Annotated in this window: 26 protein-coding genes and 1 other RNA gene; 11 read left to right on the forward strand and 16 right to left on the reverse strand. The window is 71.2% G+C overall.

Going from position 1 to position 23,936, the window contains the following annotated elements:
* Positions 1-30: 30 nt before the first annotated feature.
* Both ACE3TA_RS11305 and ACE3TA_RS11310 read right to left on the reverse strand, forming a co-directional pair.
* The gene (locus ACE3TA_RS11305; RefSeq protein ID WP_374573617.1) at positions 31-1,098 is read right to left on the reverse strand and encodes a deoxyhypusine synthase; all 1,068 of its coding nucleotides are present in this window, start codon (positions 1,096-1,098) and stop codon (positions 31-33) included.
* Between the two features lie 94 nt (positions 1,099-1,192).
* Entirely contained in the window at positions 1,193-2,446 is a 1,254-nt protein-coding gene (locus ACE3TA_RS11310) for a type III PLP-dependent enzyme (protein WP_374573619.1), read from the reverse strand.
* 272 nt (positions 2,447-2,718) lie between these two features.
* On the opposite strand from ACE3TA_RS11310, the gene phnC reads away from it, so the two are divergent.
* The 6 genes from phnC (at position 2,719) to ACE3TA_RS11340 (ending at position 8,897) form a co-directional block, all read left to right on the forward strand.
* Positions 2,719-3,513 (forward strand): phosphonate ABC transporter ATP-binding protein, encoded by a 795-nt coding sequence (gene phnC, locus ACE3TA_RS11315; RefSeq protein WP_374573621.1) that lies wholly within the window; start codon positions 2,719-2,721, stop codon positions 3,511-3,513.
* Positions 3,510-4,532: a phosphate/phosphite/phosphonate ABC transporter substrate-binding protein gene (phnD, locus tag ACE3TA_RS11320; protein WP_374573623.1), complete on the forward strand. Its 1,023-nt coding sequence runs from the start codon at positions 3,510-3,512 to the stop codon at positions 4,530-4,532. Before phnC ends, phnD begins: the two co-directional genes overlap by 4 nt.
* Positions 4,533-4,552: 20 nt before the next feature.
* Positions 4,553-5,362, forward strand: coding sequence for a phosphonate ABC transporter, permease protein PhnE (gene phnE, locus ACE3TA_RS11325; RefSeq protein WP_374573625.1), 810 nt, complete (start codon positions 4,553-4,555; stop codon positions 5,360-5,362).
* Positions 5,363-5,368: 6 nt separating this feature from the next.
* Positions 5,369-6,100 (forward strand): trans-aconitate 2-methyltransferase, encoded by a 732-nt coding sequence (locus ACE3TA_RS11330; protein WP_374573627.1) that lies wholly within the window; start codon positions 5,369-5,371, stop codon positions 6,098-6,100.
* Between the two features lie 283 nt (positions 6,101-6,383).
* Positions 6,384-7,853, forward strand: coding sequence for an amidase (locus tag ACE3TA_RS11335; protein ID WP_374573695.1), 1,470 nt, complete (start codon positions 6,384-6,386; stop codon positions 7,851-7,853).
* Positions 7,854-8,039: 186 nt separating this feature from the next.
* Positions 8,040-8,897, forward strand: coding sequence for an EamA family transporter (locus ACE3TA_RS11340; RefSeq protein ID WP_374573629.1), 858 nt, complete (start codon positions 8,040-8,042; stop codon positions 8,895-8,897).
* On the opposite strand, the gene ACE3TA_RS11345 is transcribed toward ACE3TA_RS11340, so the two are convergent.
* Positions 8,894-9,520 carry a CoA pyrophosphatase gene (locus tag ACE3TA_RS11345; RefSeq protein WP_374573631.1) on the reverse strand — a complete coding sequence of 209 codons (627 nt, stop codon included), beginning with the start codon at positions 9,518-9,520 and terminating at the stop codon, positions 8,894-8,896. The genes ACE3TA_RS11340 and ACE3TA_RS11345 overlap by 4 nt on opposite strands.
* A gap of 45 nt (positions 9,521-9,565) precedes the next feature.
* On the opposite strand from ACE3TA_RS11345, the gene ACE3TA_RS11350 reads away from it, so the two are divergent.
* Positions 9,566-9,745, forward strand: a complete 180-nt coding sequence (locus ACE3TA_RS11350; protein WP_374573633.1) for a hypothetical protein — start codon at positions 9,566-9,568, stop codon at positions 9,743-9,745.
* On the opposite strand, the gene ACE3TA_RS11355 is transcribed toward ACE3TA_RS11350, so the two are convergent.
* Complete coding sequence (locus tag ACE3TA_RS11355) at positions 9,731-10,327, reverse strand: hypothetical protein (RefSeq protein ID WP_374573635.1); 597 nt, start codon at positions 10,325-10,327, stop codon at positions 9,731-9,733. The two genes, ACE3TA_RS11350 and ACE3TA_RS11355, sit on opposite strands and share 15 nt — an antisense overlap.
* Positions 10,328-10,470: 143 nt before the next feature.
* Here ACE3TA_RS11355 and dapE point away from each other — a divergent pair, with 143 nt between their 5' ends.
* A complete protein-coding gene (gene dapE, locus ACE3TA_RS11360) occupies positions 10,471-11,625 on the forward strand; it encodes a succinyl-diaminopimelate desuccinylase (protein WP_374573637.1) in 1,155 nt (384 codons plus the stop codon).
* A gap of 190 nt (positions 11,626-11,815) precedes the next feature.
* On the opposite strand, the gene truA is transcribed toward dapE, so the two are convergent.
* Positions 11,816-12,553, reverse strand: a complete 738-nt coding sequence (gene truA, locus ACE3TA_RS11365) for a tRNA pseudouridine(38-40) synthase TruA (RefSeq protein WP_374573639.1) — start codon at positions 12,551-12,553, stop codon at positions 11,816-11,818.
* Positions 12,553-13,479: a methionyl-tRNA formyltransferase gene (gene fmt / locus ACE3TA_RS11370; RefSeq protein WP_374573641.1), complete on the reverse strand. Its 927-nt coding sequence runs from the start codon at positions 13,477-13,479 to the stop codon at positions 12,553-12,555. The genes truA and fmt overlap by 1 nt, the downstream gene beginning before the upstream one ends.
* Positions 13,480-13,567: 88 nt before the next feature.
* Between fmt and ACE3TA_RS11375 the strand changes: the two genes are divergently transcribed.
* Positions 13,568-13,900: a hypothetical protein gene (locus ACE3TA_RS11375; protein WP_374573643.1), complete on the forward strand. Its 333-nt coding sequence runs from the start codon at positions 13,568-13,570 to the stop codon at positions 13,898-13,900.
* A gap of 50 nt (positions 13,901-13,950) precedes the next feature.
* Here the strand turns inward: ACE3TA_RS11375 and def are convergent, their stop codons facing one another.
* The 6 genes from def to ffs all read right to left on the reverse strand — a co-directional run bounded on the left by def (position 13,951) and on the right by ffs (position 18,677).
* Positions 13,951-14,460, reverse strand: a complete 510-nt coding sequence (gene def, locus ACE3TA_RS11380) for a peptide deformylase (protein WP_374573645.1) — start codon at positions 14,458-14,460, stop codon at positions 13,951-13,953.
* A 50-nt stretch (positions 14,461-14,510) separates the two neighbouring features.
* The gene (locus ACE3TA_RS11385) at positions 14,511-15,788 is read right to left on the reverse strand and encodes a DNA recombination protein RmuC (protein WP_374573647.1); all 1,278 of its coding nucleotides are present in this window, start codon (positions 15,786-15,788) and stop codon (positions 14,511-14,513) included.
* 32 nt (positions 15,789-15,820) lie between these two features.
* Positions 15,821-16,423, reverse strand: coding sequence for a recombination mediator RecR (gene recR, locus ACE3TA_RS11390; protein ID WP_374573649.1), 603 nt, complete (start codon positions 16,421-16,423; stop codon positions 15,821-15,823).
* A 1-nt stretch (position 16,424) separates the two neighbouring features.
* The gene (locus ACE3TA_RS11395) at positions 16,425-16,748 is read right to left on the reverse strand and encodes a YbaB/EbfC family nucleoid-associated protein (RefSeq protein ID WP_374573651.1); all 324 of its coding nucleotides are present in this window, start codon (positions 16,746-16,748) and stop codon (positions 16,425-16,427) included.
* Between the two features lie 6 nt (positions 16,749-16,754).
* Entirely contained in the window at positions 16,755-18,548 is a 1,794-nt protein-coding gene (locus ACE3TA_RS11400) for a DNA polymerase III subunit gamma/tau (RefSeq protein ID WP_374573652.1), read from the reverse strand.
* A 30-nt stretch (positions 18,549-18,578) separates the two neighbouring features.
* Positions 18,579-18,677, reverse strand: an RNA gene (gene ffs / locus ACE3TA_RS11405) — signal recognition particle sRNA small type.
* 59 nt (positions 18,678-18,736) lie between these two features.
* Between ffs and nudC the strand changes: the two genes are divergently transcribed.
* Complete coding sequence (gene nudC, locus ACE3TA_RS11410) at positions 18,737-19,669, forward strand: NAD(+) diphosphatase (protein WP_374573654.1); 933 nt, start codon at positions 18,737-18,739, stop codon at positions 19,667-19,669.
* Between the two features lie 365 nt (positions 19,670-20,034).
* Here nudC and ACE3TA_RS11415 read toward each other — a convergent pair whose 3' ends face one another.
* The 4 genes from ACE3TA_RS11415 to ACE3TA_RS11430 all read right to left on the reverse strand — a co-directional run bounded on the left by ACE3TA_RS11415 (position 20,035) and on the right by ACE3TA_RS11430 (position 23,114).
* Positions 20,035-20,640 (reverse strand): hypothetical protein, encoded by a 606-nt coding sequence (locus tag ACE3TA_RS11415; RefSeq protein WP_374573656.1) that lies wholly within the window; start codon positions 20,638-20,640, stop codon positions 20,035-20,037.
* Positions 20,641-21,028: 388 nt separating this feature from the next.
* Positions 21,029-21,481, reverse strand: a complete 453-nt coding sequence (locus tag ACE3TA_RS11420; RefSeq protein ID WP_374573657.1) for a cupin domain-containing protein — start codon at positions 21,479-21,481, stop codon at positions 21,029-21,031.
* Between the two features lie 53 nt (positions 21,482-21,534).
* Positions 21,535-22,380, reverse strand: a complete 846-nt coding sequence (locus ACE3TA_RS11425; RefSeq protein WP_374573659.1) for a prephenate dehydratase — start codon at positions 22,378-22,380, stop codon at positions 21,535-21,537.
* A complete protein-coding gene (locus tag ACE3TA_RS11430) occupies positions 22,377-23,114 on the reverse strand; it encodes a 3-deoxy-manno-octulosonate cytidylyltransferase (protein WP_374573661.1) in 738 nt (245 codons plus the stop codon). The genes ACE3TA_RS11425 and ACE3TA_RS11430 overlap by 4 nt, the downstream gene beginning before the upstream one ends.
* Positions 23,115-23,302: 188 nt before the next feature.
* Between ACE3TA_RS11430 and ACE3TA_RS11435 the strand changes: the two genes are divergently transcribed.
* Positions 23,303-23,936, forward strand: a 634-nt coding sequence (locus tag ACE3TA_RS11435) for a cytochrome c family protein (RefSeq protein ID WP_374573663.1), incomplete at its 3' end; no start/stop codon positions are given.

Genomic DNA, 23,936 nt, shown 5'->3' on the forward strand with positions numbered 1-23,936 from the left:
CGCCGGCGTTCCTCAGGCTGCTTTCGGGCCTCAGGCCGCCTTCTGGAACAGCTTGGCCCAGCGGCGGCGTTCGCGGGTCTTCCACGAGCCGCGGTGCCAGGCGTCGGAGGCGATCAGCGGGACGACGGTGGTGGCCTCGGCGAACACCATCTGCTCCCAGGTCACGTCCACCTTGCCCCAGGAGCAGGCCTCCTTGAGCGTGGACGACGAGCAGGCGCCGTCGCGCACGTCGGCCACGGTGATCTGCACGGCGTATTTGTGCATGTCGACCTCGTGGCCGAGGATCTCGGCGCAGACCACCGTGTCCTGGGCGAAGTTCTTCGGCACGCCGCCGCCGACCATGAACAGGCCCGTGGTGCCGGCCGCGATCTTGATGTCGGTCAGCTCGCGGAAGTCGGCGATGGAGTCGATCGTCAGGTAGGGCTTGCCCGCCTTCATCCGCTCAACCTGGTGCTTGACCAGGCCGAAGCCGGCCGAGGAGTCGGTGAACGCCGGGCAGAAGATCGGCACGCCCTCACGGTAGGCGGTCTCGATCAGGCTGTCGGGCTTCTTGGCGCCGCCCTCGGCCAGCCACTTGCCCATCTCCCAGATGAACTCGCGGCTGGAATAGGGGCGCGGCTCCAGGGAATTGGCGAGATCGAAGATCGTCTCGTCGCAGGCCTGCAGCTCTTCCTCGTCGATGTAGGTGTCGTAGATGCGGTCGATGTACATGGCCCGCAGGTCGCGGTCGTCGACGGGGTTCTGCGCCTCGGACTGGTAGTGCTTGAAGCCCAGGGCCTCGAAGAAATCCATGTCGATGATCGAGGCGCCGGTGGAGACGATGGCGTCGATCAGCCCGTACTTCACCATGTCGCGGTAGATGTGCATGCACCCGCCGGCGCTGGTCGAGCCGGCCAGGGTCAGCCAGGTCGAGCAGCCCTCGTCCTCCAGCGCCATCGAGAAGATGTCGGCGGCGCGGGCGGTGTCGCGGCTGGTGAAGCTCATCGCGCGCATGGCGTCGATGACGGGCCGGGCGTCGTACTGGTCGATCGCCACGTGTTCGACGGTGCGCGAAAGCAGCTCGGCCTTGCGGTTCGACTTCTGAACGTCAGCGTTCATTCTAAGGTTTCCCTTGGTTTGAGCGCCCGTCCGATAGGATTAGGCGCGACCGGGACGGAGCGACCGGCCGCGCCTGAACTGCATGGGGCGCGTCCTACTTCTTGCGGCGCTTCTTGCCGCGGGCGCGCGACAGCTTCACGACATTCGGCGTCTCGGTCCGCGGCGTCTTGATGGAGCGGGCCGCCAGCCCGAACATCGAGGCCATCGGCGCATCGTCCACCACCACGGTCTCGGCGTCGCCGAAGCCGTTGAAGCGGGTGTTCATGGCCACGCCGTAGGCGCCCATCATGCCGATCTCGATGTAGTCGCCCTCGCGCACGTCGGCGGGCAGCCAGAACGGGCCCGGCATGTGGTCGATGGAATCGCAGGTGGGGCCGTAGAAGCGGAACGGCCGCAGCGGACCCTCCACCTCGTGGGCTTCGCCGTCCTCGGCGCGCATCAGCTTCACCGGGAAGGGCCACTTGGTGTGCGCCGCGTCGAACAGGCTGCCGTAGGAGCCGTCGTTCAGATAGAGCGCGTCGCCCTTCTTCAGCTCCACCTTGGTCAGGATCGAGGAGCCCTCGGCCACCAGGGCCCGGCCCGGCTCGCACCACAGCTCGGTGGTCTCGTGGACCATCATCTCGGCGAAGCCGCGCTCGATGGAGTCCATGTAGTCGGCCAGCGCCGGCGGGGTCATGCCCGGATAGATCGACGGGAAGCCGCCGCCCACGTCGACCACGTCGGCGAAGACGCCGGCGCGGACCAGCGCGCGGGAGGCCTGCTGCATGGCCGCCTGATAGGAGGTGGGCCGCATGCACTGGCTGCCCACGTGGAAGGACACGCCCATCAGCTCCTGGGTGGCCCGGCGGGCGGCCAGCAGCAGGCTCGGCGCCTGGTGCACGTCCACGCCGAACTTGCCGGAGAGCGAATAGGCCGCGCCCTCGGCCTGGACGCCCAGGCGCACGATCAGGTTCAGGTCCTTGGCCTGGCCCGTGGCGTCGAGGATCTTGGCCAGTTCCTCGTGGGTGTCGAAGGAGAAGGTCCGCACCCCGTGGTCGAAGTAGGCGGCCGAAATCGCCCGCCGGCTCTTCACCGGATGCATGAACGCCATGCGCGAGCCCGGCGCATGCTGCGCCACCAGCTCGATCTCGGCGATCGAGGCCACGTCAAAGCTTGCGACGCCGTTCGCCGCCAGGGTTTCGATCACCCACGGCGAAGGGTTGGCCTTCACGGCGTAGAAAACGTCGCCTTTGAAATGATCCTGGAACCAGCGCGCCGCTACGGCCACCGCCGCCGGTCGCGCAAAGGCGACAGGACGTTCGGGCGACCGCTCGCGGACCAGGTCCAGGGGCGTATGGTAGCTATGCACCTCACGCAACCCCCAACGGATTGTTGAACCTAGACCGGCGTTAGCAGCGCTTTTCAGGACATCGGGTCCGCCGGAGCCGAGCGACATAAGAGCCTATGCCTCCAATGTAAAGGCCCAAGACTTACAGACCATCAACTCGCGGGCGCGCAATCGGCTCCAGGCCATCCAGGCTGGACCCTTCCATCTCGCTCGTGTCATGAAGCCGTTGCAACGGTCGGCGATCAGAGGGTTTCCGCCGCGAGCCGGAAACCGCCGGAGAAGCCAGTACATCGATGAGCGACGCCGCAGTCCTGTCGATCAAGGACGTGTCCAAAACCTTCGGCCAGCGCCGGGCGCTGGATCGCGTGTCGCTGGACGTCCACAGGGGCGAGATGATCGCCCTGATCGGCCCGTCGGGCTCGGGCAAGTCGACCCTGCTGCGCTCGATCACCGGCCTTGCGCCGATCGACGCCGACACGGGGCGCATCGAGGCGTTCGGCGCGGCCGTGCAGGCCAAGGGCAAGGTCAGCGACAAGGTGCGCGACGCGCGCATCCGCATCGGCTTCGTCTTCCAGCAGTTCAACCTGGTCGGCCGGCTGTCGCTGTTCTCCAACGTCGCCCTGGGCTCGCTGGGACGGATCAACTTCTGGCGCGGCCTCATCGGCCTGTGGCCGGCCGAGACCAAGACCGCGGCCATGGCCGCCCTGGCCCGGGTGGGCGTGGCCGAATACGCCCCGCAGCGCGCCAACACCCTGTCCGGCGGCCAGCAGCAGCGCGCCGCCATCGCCCGCGCCCTGGTGCAGAAGGCCAAGATCATCCTCGCCGACGAGCCGGTGGCCTCGCTGGACCCGGTCTCCGCCCGCAAGGTGATGGAGATCCTGTCGGACCTGAACAGCGCCGACGGCCTGACCGTGATCGTCACCCTGCACCAGGTGGACTACGCCCTGCGCTACTGCCGGCGCGTAGTGGCGCTGAAGGCCGGACAGATCGTCTACGACGGCCCGCCCGGCGGACTGACCCGCAAGCGCCTCATCGACATCTACGGTCCGGAATTCGAGGACGTGTTCTGGGAAGGAGCTCCCTCATGATCGCACGCAGACAGCTCCTTTCGAGCGGCGCGGCCGCCCTGACGCTGGCCGCCTGCTCGCAGAAGCCGGCGACCAATCCCAGCGCGCCGCCGAAGGTGCTCAACTTCTCGATCCTGGCCACCGAGAACTCCACCAGCCTGGAGAGCTTCTGGCGGCCGATCCTGGACGACATGCAGAAGTCGATCGGCGTGCCGGTGAAGCCGTTCTACGGCTCAAACTACACCGCCCTGATCGAGGCCATGCGCTTCAAGCAGACCGACGCGGGCTGGTTCTCCAACCTGTCGGGGCTGGAGGCCGTGCGCCGGGCCGGCGGCGAGGTGTTCGCCCGCACCTTCGATCCTTCCGGCGAGGACGGCTACCGCTCGATCCTGATCGTGCCGGCCAAGAGCAAGACCACGCTCGACGACGTGCTCAAGTGCGACAAGACCCTGACCATGGGCATGGGCGACGCCAAGTCCACCTCGGGCACCCTGGCGCCGATGACCTATCTGTTCGCCCCGCACGACATCCGGCCGGAGAACTGCTTCAAGACCGTGCGCAACGGCAACCACCAGGCCAACCTGTTCGCCGTGTCCAACGGCGTGCTGGACGTGGCCACCAACAACTCCACCGCCATCCGCCTGCAGCGCGAGCGCGATCCGTCGGTGACCGACAAGGTCCGCGTGATCTGGGAATCGCCGCTCCTGCCCGAGGATCCGATCATCTGGCGCAAGGACCTGGACCCGGCGATGAAGGAGAAGCTGCGCCAGTTCTTCCTCACCTACGCCGAAGGCGAGGGCGCCGAGGCCCAGCGCCAGCGCGACCTGCTGGCCAAGCTCTCCATCGGCGGCTTCCGCCCCAGCGACGACAACCACCTGTTGCCCGTGCGCGAGATGGAAGCCACGGACAACTACATCGAGGCCAAGAACAGCGGCGACAAGGCCAAGATCGCCGAGACCGAGGCGGCCCTGAACGCCATCCGCGCCCAGCGTGAGGCCCTGGCCGCCAAGGCCGGCCAGGCGCCCGCGACGGCCCCGTAAAGCCCAGCCGCCGAGCGATCGTGACCGAACCGCAAGTTCCCGCCGACACCTTGAAGCCGCCCAAGCGCAGCCTGGGCGAGATCGCCTTCGACATCGCCCTGTGGGGCGGCATCGCCGCCGTGCTCGCGGTCAGCTTCGGCCCGGCCGAGATGGTCAAGCTGCCGCTGGTGTTCTCCAACTCCGACAACATGCGCCAGTTCGGCGCGGAGTTCCTGCGCCCGGACTTCTCGGACTGGAAGCTGCTGGTCGCCCAGATGTGGCTGACGATCCAGATCGCGCTGTGGGGCACGTTCCTGGCCGTCATCATCGCCATTCCCCTCGGGCTGGCCGGCTCGCGCAACCTCTCTCCGCCGTTCATCCGCCAGCCGGTGCGCCGGCTGATGGACCTGTTGCGCGCGGTGCCGGACCTGGTGATCGGCACCATGTTCGTGGTCGCCGTGGGCCTTGGACCGTTCGCCGGGGTGATGGCCCTGGCGCTGAACACCGGCGGGGTGCTGGGCAAGCTCTTTTCCGAGGCGGTCGAGGCCATCGACAAGGGCCCGGTGGAGGGCGTGCGCGCCACGGGCGCCGCGCCGCTGCAGGAGATCGTCTGGGGCGTGATCCCGCAGGTCGCCCCGCTGTGGACCTCCTATGCGCTCTACCGCTTCGAATCCAACAGCCGCGCGGCCACCATACTCGGCCTGATCGGCGCCGGCGGCATCGGCCAGATCCTGTTCGACAGCCTGAACAGCTTCGCCTACGCGCGGGTCTCGGCCATCGGCATCGTCATCGTCGTGGCGGTGACCTGCATCGACATGCTCAGCCAGACGATCCGCAGCCGGCTGATCTGAGCGGCCATGGCCGACCTGCTCTTCGCCGACGCCGAGCTGGCCGCCCTTTACGACCGGATGAACCCCGGCCGCGACGACTTCGCCTTCTACCGGCCGATGGTGATGACCGCCGCCTCGGTGCTGGACGTGGGCTGCGGCACGGGCGCCATGCTGCACGAGGCGCGCGAGGCCGGACACGCCGGACGCCTGTGCGGCCTCGACCCGGCCCCCGGCATGCTGGCCCAGGCGCGACGGCGCGGCGACATCGAATGGGTCCTGGGCGATCTCTCCACCGCCGCGTTCGCCCGCGAGTTCGACCTCGTGGTCATGACCGGCCACGCCTTCCAGGTGTTCGTCACCGACGACGAGATCGCCCGGGCGCTGGCGGCGGCGCGCGCGGCGCTGAGGCCCGGCGGCCGCTTCGCCTTCGAGACCCGCAATCCCGAGGCCCGCGCCTGGGAGACCTGGGACCAGGAGGAACGGCCGGCCGTAAGCGGCCCGGAAGGCTCGCCGGTGACCATGTCGCGCAAGGTGACCCGGCCGTTCGACGGACGGTGCGTCTCCTTCACCCATACCTTCTCAAGCCCGGCCTGGGACGCGCCGCGCATCAGCCGCAGCACCCTGCGCTTCCTCGGCCTTAGCGAACTCGACGCGGCCCTGGCGGCGGCAGGCTTTTCCGTCGAGGCCCGGCATGGCGACTGGGACGGCTCGCCGGTCACCTCCGCCAGCCCGGAGATCATCACCATCGCCCGCGCATGAGGCGTCGCCCGGCCCCGACGCCCCGGCCAGGCGCCGAACAAACCGGCGCCGCCGACGGATGTGCGGACCCCGCGGCCTTTCCGCAGGCGTGAACGCCGGCTTCGCCGCAGTCTGACGGCCGCCGGCGCGTGCAGTCTTCCCAAGGCTTCGATGGTTCCCGCCCGGACGATGGCAGGAGGCCGAGATCGAAACGCCGACGAGCCTCCCCGCGAGCGATCACGACAATGCGCCCGCGCTCAGCCGGCGCGCGGTCCTGGCCCTGGCCGCCCTGGCCGGCGGGGAGCTGGCCGCGTCGGCCGTCGACGCCTCGGCCGCGCCCAGCGACCTGGTCTCCTGGCGGGCCGTCGATCTCGTCCGGGCGATCCGCGCCCGGCAGGTGTCCTGCGCGGAGGTGATGGCCGCCCACCTCGACCGGATCGAGGCCGTCAACGGCAAGGTCAACGCCATCGTCGCCCTGCAGGACCGCGGCGGCCTGCTGAAGCAGGCCGCCGAGCGAGACGCGGACCTGGCGGCCGGACGTCCCGTCGGGACGCTTCACGGCCTGCCCCACGCGGTCAAGGACCTGACGCCCGTGAAGGGCCTGCCGCAATCCAACGGCTCGCCGATCTTCAAGGGCTACATCGCGCCCAGCGACTCCCTCGACGTCGCGCGGCTGCGCAAGGCCGGCGTCGTCATCGTCGGCAAGACCAACACGCCCGAGTTCGGCCTCGGCTCGCACACCTACAACCCGGTCTACGGCGCCACCGGCAACGCCTTCGACCCGCGCGTGTCGGCCGGCGGCTCCAGCGGCGGCGCGGCGGTGTCCCTGGCGCTGGGCATGACGCCCCTCGCCGACGGCAGCGACTACGGCGGCAGCCTGCGCAACCCCGCCGGCTGGAACAACGTCTACGGCTTTCGCACCAGCATCGGCCGCGTGCCGCTGCCCGGGCGCGATGTCTGGCTGCCGTCCATGGCCGTGAAGGGGCCGATGGCCCGCAACGTGGCCGACCTGGCGCTGCTCCTGTCGGTGCAGGCGGGCTACGACCCCGGCGCGCCCCTGTCGATGCCCGGCGCCGGCGAGCCGTTCGCCGTGCTGCGGCCGGAGGCCGTGAAGGGCCGGCGCATCGCCTGGCTTGGCGACCTGAACGGCGCCCTGCCCTACGATCCCGGCGTCCTCGACGTGTGCCGCGACGCGCTGAAGACGTTCGGCGACCTGGGTTGCCCCGTCGAGGAAGCCGCGCCGGACTATCCGGTGGAGAAGGTCTGGCAGGCGTTCGTGAAGCTGCGCAACTGGCAGACCGCCAGCGGCCTGATCGACTTCTATCGCGATCCCGCCAAGCGGGCGCTGATCAAGCCCGAGGCCGTCTACGAGATCGAGGGCGGCCTGCAACTGTCGGCGCTGGAGATCAGCGACTATTCCGCGGTCCGCACCGCCTGGAGCGAGGCGGTCCGCCACATGTTCGACCGCTACGACTACCTGATCATGCCCACCGCCCAGGTCTTCCCGTTCCCGGTGGAGGAGACCTGGCCGCGCGAGGTCGCCGGGCGGACGATGCGCACCTACCACGAGTGGATGGAGAGCGTGTGCCTGATCACCATGGCCGGCTGCCCCTCCCTCGCCGCGCCGGCGGGCTTCAGCCCCACGGGAGCGCCCATGGGGATCCAGATCATCGCGCCCGTGCATCACGAAGCCGACTGCCTGCAACTGGCGCTCGCCTATGAGGCCGCCGCCCAGCCGCGCCTGAAACGCCGCTCGCCGCTGCTGGACGCCTGAGCCGCCTTGACCCCGCCGGCGGGCGCGGACAAGTTCCGTACACGACTGATTGGCGTCTAGGGTTCCGAGCGCGCGAGCGCTGCTGGTCCGAGCGGCGCAGACGGCGGCGGATGCGGCCAGCACCCGAGGGATAAAAGCCCAGAGGCGGAGACGTCGAAGGACAAACTGTCCTCGATGGAGGCCGCCTTGACTCTGCTCGCCCTGGGACTCGTCGTCTGCGGATCGGTCCTGCACGCCCTTTGGAACATCCTGGCCAAGCGCGGGGCGAGCGGGCCCCTGTTCGTCTGGACCTATTCGGCCGTCTCCTGCGCCCTCTACACGCCGCTGGTCGTCTGGGCGGTTTCGACGACGCCGGTGGCCTGGACCCTCGCCGCCGTCGGCGCGGTGGTCCTGAGCGGCTTCCTGCACCTGGGCTATTCGCTGGCGCTGCAGGGCGGCTACCGGCGCGCGGACCTGTCGGTGGTCTATCCGGTCGCGCGGGGAGCGGGGCCTTCGCTCTCGGTGGCGGGCGCGGTCCTGCTGCTCGGCGAGCCGTTCACCCCGCCGATCGCCGTCGGCGCGGCCCTGGTGGTGGGCGGGGTCTTCCTGGTGGGCTTCAGCGGCCGCACCCCCGGCAAGCCCTTCTGGCCGGGCGTCATGTGGGGCGGGCTCACGGGCCTGTTCATCGCCGCCTACACGCTCAACGACGGCCATGCGGTGAAGGCGCTCGCCGTGCCGCCGCTGCTGGTCGACTACTTCGGCAACCTGGTGCGGCTGACCGCCCTGACCCCGCTCGCCCTGCGCCGCCGCCGCGAGCTCGCCGCCGAGTTCAAGGTCTCCGGACGCGCGGCTCTGGGCGTCGGGGTGATCGCGCCGATCCCCTACATCCTCAGCCTCTACGCCATGACGCTCGCGCCGCTCAGCCTGATCGCCCCGGCGCGGGAGCTGTCGATGATGGTGGGCGTGCTGTTCGGCCGGTTGATGCTGAAGGAGCGCGCCTCGCCCGGCCGCTTCGCCGGGGCGGGCCTGATCCTGGCCGGCGTGGTCGTCCTCGCGCTCGGCTAGCGCCAGGCGAACACCGGCTGCTCCAGCTCGGCCACGCGGGTGACGCGGCCGGCGGCCAGTTCGCGGAACTGATAGATCACCGCCGCCGTCGGGGCGTGGATGTGGTGCTCGCCGATGTTCAGGCGGATCAGCGGGCGCGGGCTTTCCGGGATGGTTTCGAACTCCACCGCCGCGTCCGGCGCGATCTCGTCCAGCCGGAAGCGATAGGCGGCGGCCACCTCCGCCGGGTTGGGCTTCAGCGCCGCCGGATCGTCCAGCCAGGCGACCACCGGGGCGATGGCGTAGCCCGAGCGGGTGGGATAGTCGTCCAGCACGCCCAGCACCGCCGAGGCCGGCAGGGCGAGCCCCAGTTCCTCATGCAGCTCGCGCAGCGCGGCCTCCTCCATGCTCTCGCCCGGGTCGCAGCGGCCGCCGGGCAGCGCCCATTGGCCGGCGTGGGCGCGCAGGCGCGAGGCCCGCCGGGTGAGCAGGAACGCGGCCTGGCCCGATCCGTCGTCGGCCGCCGTCAGGGTGATGGCCACCGCCGCGCGCTTCAGGTCCTCGCCGTCGTGGGCGATCCGCGGAAACTCGGCGCAACGCTGCGCCAGCGTCCGGCGCAGGACGGAGGTGAACGGGTAGGTCATGACCAGCAGCTAGCCCAAGCCGGGCGGCGGGGGAACCGGGGAGGCATGACCAGGACGCGATATCCGACGCTGGACGGGCTGCGCGCCCACCGCACGCCCGCCTGGGCGAGCATTCCGGTATGCACGGCCGCGCGCCTGGCCTTCAGCGTCCTGGCCCTGAAGCTGTGGGAGGAGCCCCTGCGGCGCCGGCTGTCGCGCTTGGCGCCGGCGTCAGGCCGGGGCTGAAGGCCGCTCCTCCATCCACCGCCAGAGCAGGCGCACGGCCCGCGCGCGGGCGACCGCGTCCTTCGGGTCCGGCGCCGGCAGGCCGACGAGACCGAGGGCGTCGGCGAGGTCGGGCGGGTCGCGGCGCTGCAGGCGCACGCCCCGCGCCGGCGCCACCCGCTCGAACCGGCGCCAGGCGCAGTCCACCTGGCTGGCCGCCGACAGGGCCGAGGGCGGCAGCAGGCCCGCCTGCAGCACCCGGTGATAGGCCACCAGCCGCGCGCCCCGGCAGATCGGCCAGGCGAAGGCGTCCAGGCCCTCCGGGTCCAGGGCCTCGGCGGGCGCCTCGCCGGGCGCCGCGCCCAGCGCCAGGGTCACCGGACTCGGCGAGCGGGCGAGCGTCCTGGCCACCAGGGCGCCGTCATCGTCGACGAAGGCGTACTCCAGCACGTGGGCGTGCGGCGTCACGCCGACCGAGCGGACGGCGAAGAACAACCGCGGCCCCGGCTGGGCGCAGATGCGGCCGCCCGGGCGTCGCAGGGCGAAGGCGATGCGGCCGGCGGGCGGCTTGGAGACATGCGGATTGAGCAGCGAGGCGACCATGAGGATTCTCCCGAACGCCCTCCAGTGATCGGCGCGCGGCCTCGGCTTGTCGACGAAGTGACGGCTCAATCTGGGACCAAGCGCCGGGGGGCCGCGGCGGCCGGCCCATTGCCGGAAAAGGGCCGGGGCGCTACCAGCAGACCATGTCCGCGCTCGATCCCATCGTCCTGACCCAGGACCTCATCCGCCGCCCCTCGGTGACACCCGCCGACGCCGGCGCCATGGACGTCCTGGAGGCGACCCTCCGGAGCCTGGGCTTTTCCTGCCGGCGCATGAGGTTCGGCGAGATCGAGAACCTCTACGCCCGCTACGGGACCGCGCGGCCCAACCTCTGCTTCGCCGGCCACACCGACGTGGTGCCGGTGGGCGACGCGGCCGCCTGGAGCCGCGACGCCTTCGCCGCCGAGATCGTGGACGGCGTCCTGATCGGCCGCGGGGCCGTGGACATGAAGAGCGCCGTGGCCGCCTTCGCCGCCGCCGCGGCCGATGCGGTGAACACCGGGGCGGTGAAGGGATCGCTCTCGTTCCTGATCACCGGCGACGAGGAGGGCGTGGCCACCCACGGCACCAAGATGGTCGTCGAGGCGCTGATGGCCGAGGGCGAGGTCATCGACCACTGCATCGTCGGCGAGCCCACCAGCGCCGAGGCCTTCGGCGACATGGTCAAGATCGGCCGGCGCGGCTCGATCAACGTGCAGATCCGCGTCGAGGGGGTGCAGGGCCACGTGGCCTATCCGCACCGGGCGGCCAATCCCGTGCCGGTGCTGATCGAGCTCCTGCACCGGCTGCAGGGCCGGGTGCTGGACGAGGGCTACACCGACTTCCAGCCCTCCAACCTGGAGGTCACCACCATCGACGTGGGCAATCCCACGACCAACCTGATCCCCGCCGCCGCCTCGGCGCGGCTGAACATCCGCTTCAACCCGGCCCACACCGGCGCCGAGCTCGCCGCCTGGATCGAGGGCGAGGCCGAGGCGGTCGCCCAGGGCTTCCCCGGCAAGGTGGTCGTGACCCCGGCGATCAGCGGCGAGGCGTTCCTCACCCGGCAGGGCCCCTTCACCGAGCTGGTCAGCGCCGCGGTGCGCGACGTGGCCGGCCGCGAGCCGGAGCTCTCCACCAGCGGCGGCACCTCCGACGCCCGCTTCATCCGCGCCATGTGCCCGGTGGTGGAGCTGGGCCTGGTGGGCAAGACCATGCACTCGGTCGACGAGCGCGCGCCCCTGGCCGAGATCCGCCAGCTCCAGGCCGTCTACGCGCGCCTGATCGAGCGCTACTTCGCCACGTTCGCGACTGCGTAGGACCGCGCCTCTCGTCACCGGCCGAGGCCAGCGCGACGCCCAAGATGCTCCCCCTCTGGGGGAGCTGTCCCGAAGGGACTGAGGGGGACTGCAACCCCTCGCTCATCGCCGCCGCTTGCCTGGAGGAGTCAAAGTCCCCCTCAGGCGCTCCGCGCCAGCTCCCCCAGAGGGGGCGCATCGCGGGCCGTGCTCAGTAGCTGACGCCGGTGAAGAACAGCCCGTCGGCGGGCGCGACGGGGCCGCAGGCCCTGCGGTCGCGCGCCTCCAGGGCCGCCTTCAGGTCCTCGGCGCTCCAGCGGCCGACGCCCACTTCGGCCAGGCTGCCGGCCATGGAGCGGACCTGGCGGTGCAGGAACGAGCGCGAGGCGAACTCAAGCAGCACATAGTCGCCCTCGCGGCGCACGGCGGCCAGGTCCAGCGTCTTCATCGGCGACTTGGCCTGGCATTGCAGGTCGCGGAAGGTGGTGAAGTCGTGATGGCCGACGAGAACCTGGGCGGCGGCGTGCATCGCGTCCGCGTCCAGCGGCTTCTTGACGTGCCACACCCGGCCCTGGTCCAGCGCCGGCGGGCTCTTGCGGTTGAGGATGCGGTAGAGGTAGCGCCGCGCCTTGGCCGAGAAGCGGGCGTGCCAGTCTCCGCCGGGGATGTCGGCGGAAAGGATGCTGATCGGCTCGGGCACGAGGTGGGCGTTCAGGGCGTCGCGCACCACCTCGCAGGGCCAGTCCTTCTCCAGGTCCACGTGCACCACCTGGCCGGTGGCGTGCACGCCGGTGTCGGTGCGGCCCGCCGCCTGCAGCCGCAGCGCCTGGCCGCAGAAGGCCTTCACCGCGCGCTCGATGGAGGCCTGCACGGTGGGCAGCTCCCCCTGGGCCTGGAACCCCTTGTAGGGCCCGCCATCGTACTCGACCGTCAGGCGATAGCGCGGCATCAGCCGAGCCTCACGCCGCGCGCCAGGGGAAAGCCGCGCAGGAAGACCTCGGCGTCCTGGGCGCCCTTGCCTTCTCGCTGCACGCGCAGCAGCCGCACGGCGCCCTCGCCGCAGGCCACCAGCAGCTCGTCGTCCAGCAGCACGCCCGGCTCGCCGTCCACGTCCTCGTAACGGCTGAGCAGGGCCTTGACCCGCACCGGGCCCTTCTCGCCCGGCGCCTCGAACCAGGCGCCCGGAAAGGGCGACAGGCCGCGGATCTTGCGGTCCACCTCGGCGGCCGGCTTGGTCCAGTCGATACGGGCCTCCTTGGGCCGGATCTTCTTGGCGTAGGTCGTCCCCTCCTCGGCCTGGGGCGTCTCGGTCGCCTCGCCGCGCTCCACGGCCGCCAGGGCGCGCACGAGCAGGTCCGCGCCGGCCGCCGCCATGCGGTCGTGCACCGTGCCGGCGGTGTCGAGCGGGCCGATCCGCAGGGTCTCGGTGGCCAGCACCGGCCCCTCGTCCAGGCCCTCGGTCATGCGCATCACCTGCACGCCGGTGACCGGATCGCCGGCCATCACCGCCCGCTGGATCGGCGCGGCGCCCCGCCAGCGCGGCAGCAGCGAGCCGTGCAGGTTGAACGAGCCGAACCGCGGCGCCTCGAGCACCTCGGCCGGCAGGATCTGGCCGAAGGCGACGACGCAGGCGGCGTCCAGGTCCAGGGCCTTGAAGGCGGCGATCTCGGCCGGATCGCGCATCGAGGCCGGCGTGCGTACCATGAGGCCGTGGTCCTGCGCGAACGCGTGCACCGGCGAGGGGCGCAGCGCCTGGCCGCGTCCGCGCGGCGCGGGCGGCTGCGAGTAGACGCAGGCGATCTCGTGGCCGGCCTCCACCAGCTTGGCGAGGGCGGCCACGGCGAAGTCGGGAGTTCCCAGGAAGGCGAGGCGCATGGCGGGGGTTTATCCGTTCACAGGTTCGTCGGGAACCGGTCGTGAGCTGAGCCGTTGCCAACCCCAGGGAACAAGGGAGCCTTTCAACATGCGCACCATTCTGATCGTGTCGGCCGCCGTGCTTGGCCTGAGCTTGGCGGCTTGCTCGAAGCCGGCCCAGGAGAAGGCCGCGACGGATGCGAACGCCATGGCCGAAGACGCCGGAGCGGCCATGAACAACGCCGCCGACACCGCGTCCGAAGCCGCCTCCAACGCGGGCGAGGCGATGACGAACGCGGCGGACAAGGCCGGCGAGGCGATGACCAGCGCCGCCGACAAGGCCGGGGACGCCGCGGCCAAGGCCGGGACCGAGATGAAGGAAGGCGCCACGGCGGCGAAGGACGCCGTCTCCAACGCCATGAGCGGCGACGAGAAGAAGTAGGCCGGATCGTCTGGGAGAGCAGCCGGGCGGCCGGGGCGTCTGCGGACGCCTCAGGCCGCCTTGGCTTGCTTCTTGACCTTCCGGACCGCCTGCTCGCGCTTCAGCCGCGACAGGTGGTCGATGAACAGGACGCCCTCGAGGTGGTCCATCTCGTGCTGGATGCACACGGCGTAGAGGCCGTCGGCGTCCTCTTCGACCAGCTCGCCTTCGTAGTTCAGGTAGCGCAGGCGCACGCGCGCCGGACGCTCGACCTCGTCGTAGATCTCCGGCACCGACAGGCAGCCCTCCTCGTAGGGGGCGGTCTCGTCCGACCTCCAGAGGATCTCCGGATTGACGAAGTAGCGGGGCTGCGGCTCCTCGTCCTGGCGCGCCAGGTCCATGACGATCACGCGCTTGGCGACGCCGATCTGGATCGCCGCCAGGCCGATGCCGGGCGCCTCGTACATGGTCTCCAGCATGTCGTCCATCAGGGCGCGCAGCTCGTCGTCCACCTGCTCGACGGGCAGGGACTTCTGCTTCAGCACCGGGTCCGGAACGGTGAGGATTTCACGAATGGCCATGAGCGGGACGTAAGGGCGTCAATCCTGAGCGTCAAGGTGGGTCTTGGGCGCTAGTCGTCGCCCACGACGCGGATCTTGGGCCCATCGGCGCCTTCCGGCGGCGCGGCGAGCTTGCTGAGCGGCCGAACGCCCGTTTCCACGGCGCCCAGCTCCGGCAGTTCGCGGGCCTCGTGGTCGACCTTCAGGTCCTGGAACCGGCGGGCCTGGGTCATCACCTGGCTCTCCAGCGAGCCGACGAAGGCGTTGTAGCGGCCGACCGCCGCCTCCAGCGCCTTGCCCACCGAGGCGGCGTGGGCGCCCATGGTCGACAGGCGCTTGTAGAGCTCGCGGCCCAGACGGGTGATCTCCTGGGCGTTCTTCGACTGCTCCTCCACCCGCCAGCCGTAGACCACCGCCTTGCACAGGGCGAAGAGCGTGGTGGGCGTGACCACCAGCACCCGCCGGTCCATGGCCTCGGTCATCAGGTCGGGCGCGCGATCCAGCGCGGCGGCCAGGAAGCTGTCGCCGGGAATGAACATGGCCACGAAGTCGGGCGAGGCGTCGAACTGGTCCCAGTAGGCCTTGGCTGACAGGCCCTGGATGTGGGCGCGCACCGACTGGGCGTGGCGCGCGTAGGCGGCTTCGCGCGCGGGCTCGTCGGCCGCGTCCTGCGCCTCCAGGAAGGCGTTCAGCGAGCACTTGGCGTCGATGACGAACACCGCCCCGCCCGGCAGGCGCACGACCACGTCGGGCCGGCGGCGGCCCTCGTCGGTGTCGGTGGAGGCCTGCTCGACGAAGTCGTAGTGCTTGGCCAGGCCCGCGGCCTCCAGCACGTTGCGCAGGGTCTGCTCGCCCCAGCGGCCCTGCACGCCGGCCCCGCGGCGCAGGGCGGCCGACAGCTTGCGCGCCTCGTCCTGGGTGGCGGTGGAGGCGGTCAGGAGCTGGGCGATCTGGGCCTTCAGGTTGCCGGTGTCCTCGGCGCGGGTCTTCTCGACGGCGGCGACCTGTTCCTGGAACTTCAGCAGCGTCTCGGCCACCGGCTTGAGCTGCGCCTCCAGGCGCGCCTGGGCGAGCTGGTCGCGGTTGCGGGCGGCCTCCTCGTTCTGCTTCAGGATCGCCTCGGCGACGCTGGTCGCCGACTGAGCCACCTGGGCCTTCACAAGCTCGGCGTTGGCGAGCGCCTGTTCCTCCAGCAGGCGCACGCGGGCCTCGGCGCCGGAGGCGCGCTCGGCGACCTCCCAGGCCCTGGCGTCCGCGTCGGCCGCGCGGCGGCGCTCCATCAGCGCCCAGGCGACGGCCGCCAAGGCGGCCAGCGCGGCGGCGATCACGGCGATCAGATAGGCGTTCATGGTGCGTTCTTAGCGGGAGTCGCCGCCGCGGCCTAGGCCGGCCGCCGCGCCCGCATGGCCTGGGCGATGGTGCCGTCGTCGAGCCAGTCGAGCTCCCCGCCCACCGGCACGCCGCGGGCCAGCATGGTGACCGCCACGCCGGTGGGCGCCAGCCGGTCGGCCAGGTAGTGGGCCGTGGTCTGGCCGTCGACGGTGGCCGGCAGGGCCAGGATCGCCTCGCGCACCACCCCGTCGGAGGCCCGCTGGACCAGGGAGCCGATGCGCAGCGCCTCCGGCCCCACCCCGTCCAGCGCCGAGAGCAGGCCGCCGAGCACGTGGTAGCGCCCGCGGAAGGCGCCGGCCCGCTCCATGGCCCAGAGCGCGCCCACCTCCTCGACCACGCAGATCAGCGTGGAGTCGCGGGTCGGATCGGCGCAGACCGCGCATGGGTCCTGGGTGTCGAGCGCGCCGCACACCGAACAGGTCTTCACCTTGGCCGCCGCGTCGGCGAGCGCCTCGGCGAGCGGGTTCAGAAGCTGCTCGCGCTTCTTCAGCAGGGCCAGGGCGGCGCGGCGGGCCGAGCGCGGGCCGAGCCCGGGCAGCTTGGCCAGGAGGCCGATCAGGCGCTCGATCTCGGGTCCGGCGGAAGAGGCCAAGTTAGAACGGCATCCCCGGCAGCTTCATGCCGGCGAGCGGGCCGGCGGCCTCGCGCATCAGCTCGGCCTGCTTCTCGTCCAGCTTGCGCTTGGCGTCGGCGTGGGCGGCGACCACGAGGTCGGAGATCACCTCGCCCTCGCCGGGCGCGAGCAGGCTCTCGTCGAGCTCCACGGAGGCGAGCGCGCCGGTCCCCTGCAGGACGACCTTGACCATCCCGCCGCCGGAGGTGCCCTCCACGGTGAGCTCGGCGATCTTCGCCTGGGCGTCGGCCAGCTTCTGCTGCATGGCCTGGGCCTGTTTCATGATGGAGCCGAGATCCTTCATCGGCGGTCAGTCCTCGTCATTGTCAGTTTCGACCTCGTCCAGGGCCGGGGCGTCGGGCTGCGGCAGGGTGCGCACGCCGACGATCTCGGCGCCGGGAAAGGCCTGCATCACCGCGGTCACGAAGGGATCGGCCTGGATCTGGGCCAGGGCCTCGCGCTCCTCGCGCTTCTGGCGCTCCCACAGGCTCTCGGCGCCGCCGCCGCCCTGGGCGGCGATCAGCCAGGCCTGGCCGGTCCATTCGCGCAGGCGCGAGGCCAGCCGCTGGATCAGGTTGTGCGGCGCGCCGGGCGCCGGCTCGAACTCGATGGCGCCCACCCGGAAGCTGATCGGGCGCACGTAGCGCTCCACGTCCAGGCGCAGGGCGATGTCGCGCTTCTGCTCGATGAGGGCCAGCACGTCCTCGAACTTGGAGAGCGTGATCTGCGGCTGGGCGGCCGCCTGGGGCTGGGGCGCCACGGCGCGGGCCATGGCCGCCGCCCCGCCGCCCGCCGGCGCGCCGCCGGCCGATCCGCCCGCAGCGGGGCCGGAGCCGCCGCCCATGGGCTCGCCGGACTGCAGGCGCTTCAAGGCCTCTTCCGGCCCGGGCAGGTCGGCGGCGTAGGCCAGGCGGATCAGCACCATGTCCACGGCGGCGGCCGCGTCGGGCGCGCGGCGCACCTCGTCGTAGGCCTTGAGCAGAAGCTGCCAGATGCGCGACAGCGAGCCCGGCGAGACCGAGGCCCCGACGGCGGCGAGGCGGCCGGCCTGGTCCTTGGGCATGGTCAGCGCCTGGGCGCCGACGGCGCGGGCCACCGAGGCGCTGTGGCAATGGTCCAGGAGGTCCAGCATCACCTGGCCCGGATCGGCGCCGAAGCCGTAGAGGGTGCGGAAGGTCTCGATGGCCGACCCGGCCTCGCCGCGCATGAGCTGCTCGAACAGGGCGATGGTCTGGGCCCGGTCGGCCAGGCCCAGCATGTCGCGGATCGAGGCGGCGGTGACCGTCTGGCCCGCCTCGGCCTGGACGATGGCCTGGTCGAGCATGGACTGGGCGTCGCGCACCGAGCCCTCGGCGGCGCGGGCGATCAGCATCAGCCCCTCGGCCTCCACCCGCGCGCCCTCGCGCTCGGCGATCATCTCCAGGTTCTTGACGATCACCTCCGGCTCCACCCGGCGCAGGTCGAAGCGCTGGCAGCGGGACAGGATGGTCACCGGCACCTTGCGGATCTCGGTGGTGGCGAAGATGAACTTGGCGTGGGGCGGCGGCTCTTCCAGCGTCTTCAGGAGCGCGTTGAACGCCCCCGTCGAGAGCATGTGCACCTCGTCGATGATGTAGACCTTGTAGCGCGCCTCCACCGGCGCGTAGCGCACCCCGTCCAGCAGCTCGCGCATGTCGGCCACGCCGGTGCGGCTGGCGGCGTCCAGCTCCAGCACGTCCATGTGCCGGCCCTCGATGATGGCGCGGCAGTGCCGCCCCTCCTCGCGCAGGTCCAGGCTGGGCTCGTGGACGGTGTCGGTCTCGTAGTTCAGCGCCCGCGCCAGCAGGCGCGCGGTCGTCGTCTTGCCCACCCCGCGGACGCCGGTGAGCATGAAGGCGTGGGCGATCCGGCCCGAGGCGAAGGCGTTGCGCAGGGTGCGCACCATCGCCTCCTGGCCGTACAGGTCCTCGAACGAGCGGGGCCGGTACTTGCGGGCGATGACGGTGTAGGCCGCGCCCTCCTGCGCCGGAGGCGCGGCGGGCGCCGGCGGAGCGCCGAACATGTCCTCGGTGTTGGGATCACGCTCGGGCGTCTCGGGTTCGAGCGTGAGGTCTTCGTCGGCCATGCGCCCCGAAACGGCTGTGCGGTGGGCTAAGGGTGGAGACCGGACGACGACCCGGAGCAAAACTCGTTACGGCTGCTTCCTTCCGGACCTGACCGGGTTGGCGAGGCGTCCGCCCGCCGCCGATCTCCGCCCCCTATATCGCGGCCATGAGGCTCGCGCGCAAGCTTAAGCGAGTTTAGAAGACGCTCATGCCTCTCGCCGCCTTTCAGAACACCTTCGCCGGCAACCCGCTGGACCGCGCCAGCGACCGCCGATCCGACCCGGCCTGGCTGGCCGAAAAGCTCGACGCGCCCGATTCGCTGGCCGTTGCTCTCTGGAACGGCAAGCCGTTCCTGGAGAACGGCAAGGACGGCGGGCTGCAGATCGCCTATCTGCGCGCCGACATGGCCCAGGAGCTGGCCGACAACGCCTGGGAGCGGCTGCTGTTCCTGGGCCTGTGGAAGGAGACCGCGGTGTTCGCGGTGGACCTGGAGGGCGGCGTCGATCCGGCCGACGGGCCGTTGTCGGGCCTGGGCCGCTTCGAGGACCTGAGAGCCTCGGCCCTGCGCCTGCCGCCGGCCGACGCGGCGATCATGGCCACGGCCAAGCAGATGTTCGAGTGGCGCCGCCGCCACCGCCACTGCGCGGCCTGCGGCGAGCCCAGCGAGGTGGCCGAGGGCGGCTGGAAGCGCGTCTGCCCGGCCTGCAACGCCGAGCACTTCCCGCGCACCGACCCGGTGGTGATCATGCTGGCGATCCACGGCGAACGCTGCATGCTGGGCCGCGGCGCCGTCTGGCCCAAGGGAATGTTCTCGGCCCTGGCCGGCTTCCTGGAGCCGGGCGAGACCATCGAGGAGGCCTGCGCGCGCGAGCTCTTCGAGGAGGCCGGGCTGAGGGCGACCTCGGTGCGCTACCATTCCACCCAGCCCTGGCCCTACCCTTCCTCGCTGATGATCGGCCTGATGGCCGAGGTGGACGGCGACGAGGCCGCCCCCGACCAGACCGAGCTGGCCGAGGTGCGCTGGTTCACGCGCGCCGAGGCCCGCGAGCTGCTGGCCGGCAAGACCGAGGGCGCCGGCGCCCCGGGCGCGATGGCCATCGCCCACCAGCTGATCAAGGCGTGGGCGGAAGAGGCGGACTGAGGGCGTTTCCCCGCGCGTCTTCGCCCCGCGGACGGCGGGAGCGTTGAAGGCGGGGCTCAGCCTTCTTCTCCTCCCCTTTTGGGGGAGGGGGACCCCGAAGGGGTGGAGGGGGACTGGGAGTCTGCCGGGGTGAGTCAAAGTCCCCCTCAGGCCCTCCGGGGCCAGCTCCCCCAGAGGGGGAGCATCCGGGCGCGGCACATCATCCCTCTCCCCTTGCGGGAGAGGGTGGCCCCGCGGAGCGGGGTCGGGTGAGGGGTCGCGCGGGTCTATCGGCTCAGCGAGCTGCGAGTCGGCTTGGCTCCCAGCTTTAGTTTATCCTCGGGCCGCCCCCTGGTCGGACCCGGGGGGTGGGATGAGCGGGGAGGTCAGGCCGAGTTGCGATAGGGCGGCTGCGCCCCCTCCACCGCTTCGCGGTCCCCCTCCCCCACTGACGCGGGGGAGGAGATCGAGGCGGCCTGCGGCGTGAATTCTCCTCCCCCATCGGGGGAGGGGGACCGCGAAGCGGTGGAGGGGGCCGGCGCTGGGGCTTGCGCCTCGCAGGGCTCGTCCTCGAGATCGTTGGCGGCGAGGCCGAGGTCCTGGAGGAGCTGGCGGAGGATGTCTTCGACGGGGGGATCGAGGAAGGCGTCCTCGAAGAAGGCTTCTTCGTCGATCCAGCGCTTAAGGGTGACCAGGAGGGTTCCGACGTCGTCGCGCTCGGCCTCGGTCCAGATCAGGCGTGAGGCGACATCGCCGACATAGGCCTTGCGGGCCCGCACCTGTTCCCGGCGCACGTCGGCTTCCCAGCGCTCGGCGCGCAGGGCGTCGCGCTCGAAGCGGGCCTCCAGGGCCAGGGTCTGGCGCACGGATCGGGAGAGGCGATGGAACGAGAGCGCCAGGCGCTCGGCCGCTTCCGGGGTCTCGGCCTCCACCGCCAGGCCGTGCAGGCGGCGGGTCAGGTCCATGCCGAGATCGGCGAGTTCCTCGAGCATCCGGCCTCGGGCCTGTTTCCTGTCCTCGGCGGCGCTCGACATGAACAAAAAGAGAACATAAGTCGAGGCTGGAGTCAAGGATTTTGGGGTCTGCGAGGGAGTCGAAGTCCCCCTCAGGCCCTCCGGGCCAGCTCCCCCAGAGGGGGAGCATCTGGGCTCGGCCACGCCTCACCTCCTGCGCCTTCCCCGCCCTTGTGGCGGGGATCCCTGGGGCGGCCGGGCTGTGCGCGGACCGGAGAGGTCTGAGAGGCCGAGGGAGGGATCCTAGGCACAAGGCCTAGGATGACGGTGGAGGGGATGGCGCGGGCGCCAAGCCTGGAACCGGAACTCACCGCTGTATCCGCGATCCAGCCAACTCAGACCTTCAGAACCTCCGCTCCCCTCCCCTTCAAACCGCCGTCCCGTCCTTGCGGACGAAGCGGCCGTCGGCGTTGGCGCTTTTCAGGTCGATGTCGGAGCAGGTGGTCAGGTCGTCCGGGTGGCGGGCGCCGACCTCCAGGTAGACCGCAAGGCGGCCGGAGCGGTTGATCAGGTGGTGGCCGTCGCCGGTGTTCTTGGGGAAGGCCGCGCAGTCGCCGGCGCGCAGGAGCGTTTCGCCGGCGTCCTCGATCAGGACCAGCTCGCCTTCGAGCACATAGACGAATTCGTCCTCGTGGCTGTGCCAGTGGCGCTGGCTGGACCAGGCGCCGGGGGGCAGGCGCATGAGATTGACGCCGAAGTCGGTCAGGCCGCCGGCGTTTCCGACGCGCTGGCGCACGCGATCGGCGCAGGGGGCGTCGTAGGGCGGCGGATAGCCCGAGCCCTTCCGGGCCGGGACGGCGGAGAGGTCGATCCTGGGCATGGCGCTCTTCCGGACGGCTGGCGTCCGAGCCTACGCCCGCCCGCGGGCGCCCGTCAGCCCCGCTCGCGGAACGGGTCGGCCGGATAGACGCCGAGGATCTCGAAGCGCTCGGAGAAGAACTGCAGCTCCTCGAAGGCGCGGGCCAGGCCCCGGTCTTCCGGGCGGCCGTCGACCTCGGCGTAGAAGAAGGTCGCCGTGAAGGCGCCGTTCTCCATGTAGCTCTCCAGCTTGGTCATGTTGACGCCGTTGGTGGCGAAGCCGCCGAGCGCCTTGTAGAGCGCGGCCGGGATGTTGCGCACGCGGAAGACGAAGCTGGTGATGCAGGGGGCGGTGAACGGCGGCGCCGGCGGATTGGGGTCCGCCGTCATGATCAGGAAGCGGGTGGTGTTGTGGTGCTCGTCCTCGATGTCGCGCGCCAGGATCTCCAGGCCGTAGAGCTCGGCGGCGAGGGCCGGCGAGATGGCCGCGCGGCGCGGGTCCGGCTTTTCGGCGAGGAGCTTGGCGGCGAGCGCGGTGTCGCCCACCGCCTCGGTCTTCAGCTTCAGCCGGCGCACCGTCCTGCGGCACTGGGCCAGCGCGATCGGCATCGACTGGACGACCTGAAGGTCCTCCAACTTCACCCCGGGATTGGCCATGAGCTGGAAGTGGATCGGCTTGAAGCGCTCGCCGATGATCTTCAGGCCGGAGTTGGGCAAGAGGTGGTGCACGTCGGCCACCCGCCCGGCGATGGAGTTCTCCACCGGGATCATGCCGAGCCGGCAGTCGCCGGACTTGATGGCCTCGAACGCCTCCTCGAAGGTGGCGTTGGGCACGGGCTCCATATCGGGGAAGGCGGCCAGGCACGCCTCGTGGCTGTTGGCGCCGAGTTCGCCCTGGAAGGCGATCCGCCCTTTGCTCATTTCAATCCCCTCGCATAGGCCCGCGCGCGCTCGAGGTCGGCGGGGTTGTCCACCGAGATCGGCGGCTCGTCGATGACCGCAGCCCAGATGGTCATGCCCATCTCCAAGGCGCGGAGCTGCTCCAGTTTCTCGCGCATCTCCAGGGAAGACGGCGGAGCGGCGGTGAAGCGCACCAGGGCGTCGCGGCGATAGGCGTAGACGCCGTGGTGGTGCCAGACCGGCGCATCGCCATAGAGCACCGAACGGGTGAAGTAGAGCGCCCGCCCGCTCCTGCCGTCCGGCTGCATGGCCAGCACGGCCTTGACCATGTCGGGGTTGGTGCGGACGGCGGGCGACGCCTCGGCCTCGACCACGGTGGCGATGTCGCAATCGGGGTGGGCGGCCAGCAGATCCACGGCGGCGCGCAGGATCGAGGGGGCGACGAAGGGCATGTCGCCCTGCAAGTTGACCACCACGTCGTGGCGACCCTCGGGGTCCAGCACCTCCAGGGCCGCCAGGATGCGGTCCGAGCCCGAGGGCAGGTCCGGATCGGTGAGCACGGCGCGGCCGCCGAAGGCCTGAACCGCCTCGACGATCTGCGAATCGCCGGCGGCCACGGCGACGGGCCCGACGCCGGCCGCCTCGGCCTGGCGCAGGACACGGACGATCATGGGCACGCCCTCGATATCGGCCAGCGGCTTTCCCGGCAGGCGCGTGGCGGCCATGCGCGCAGGGATGAGGATGATCGGCGTCATGGGTCGGTCGAGGGCTTTTTTGACTTGCGGAACGGGGCGGTTCGGGGTGAGACGAAGCTTCGCAGAGGCCAACTGGCCGGTTGCGCGAGCGCCGGTAGCGTGTAAGAGAGCCGGGCGCAATAAGGGGCGGGGATTCCCGCGCTCGCCGGTCTGTGCGGCCGGCCGTGGAGAGGGCCGAATTTAGGACTATGAGCGACCTCACGTTCAACAAGGTCGCCGGCGCGCTGCTGGCGACGGGCCTGGCCATCGTCGGCCTTCGTCAACTTTCCTCCGGGATTTTCGCCACCGAAGCGCCGGCCAAGCCGGGTTACGCCATCGCGGTGCAGGAAGGCGGCGAGAGCGGACCCAAGGTCGAAGCGCCGATCGACTGGGGCACGGTCCTGCCGGCGGCCGACGTGAACGCGGGCGCGGCGGTGTTCAACAAGTGCAAGTCCTGCCACAACGCCGACCAGGGCGGTCCGAACTCCACGGGCCCGAACCTGTGGGGCGTGGAAGGCCGCCAGCCCGGCAGCCACCCCGGCTTCGACTATTCGCAAGGCATGAAGGATTTCGGCGCGAAGCAGCCCGTGTGGGACTTCGAGCACATGAACAACTTCCTGGAAGGCCCGCAGAAGTACATCTCCGGCACGAAGATGACCTTCATCGGCCTGAAGAAGAAGGAAGACCGGATCAACCTTCTGGCCTACCTGCACCAGCAGGGCGGCACCCTGCCCTTCCCGGCGCCGAATCCCGCGCCCGCCGCCGACGCGGCCGCGGCGCCGGCCGATGGCGCTGCGGCGCCCGCGGGCGATGCGGCGGCGGCTCCGGCGGCCGACGCGGCCG

The organism is Phenylobacterium sp. (genome assembly GCF_041916435.1).
In the GTDB taxonomy this organism is placed as follows: domain Bacteria; phylum Pseudomonadota; class Alphaproteobacteria; order Caulobacterales; family Caulobacteraceae; genus Phenylobacterium.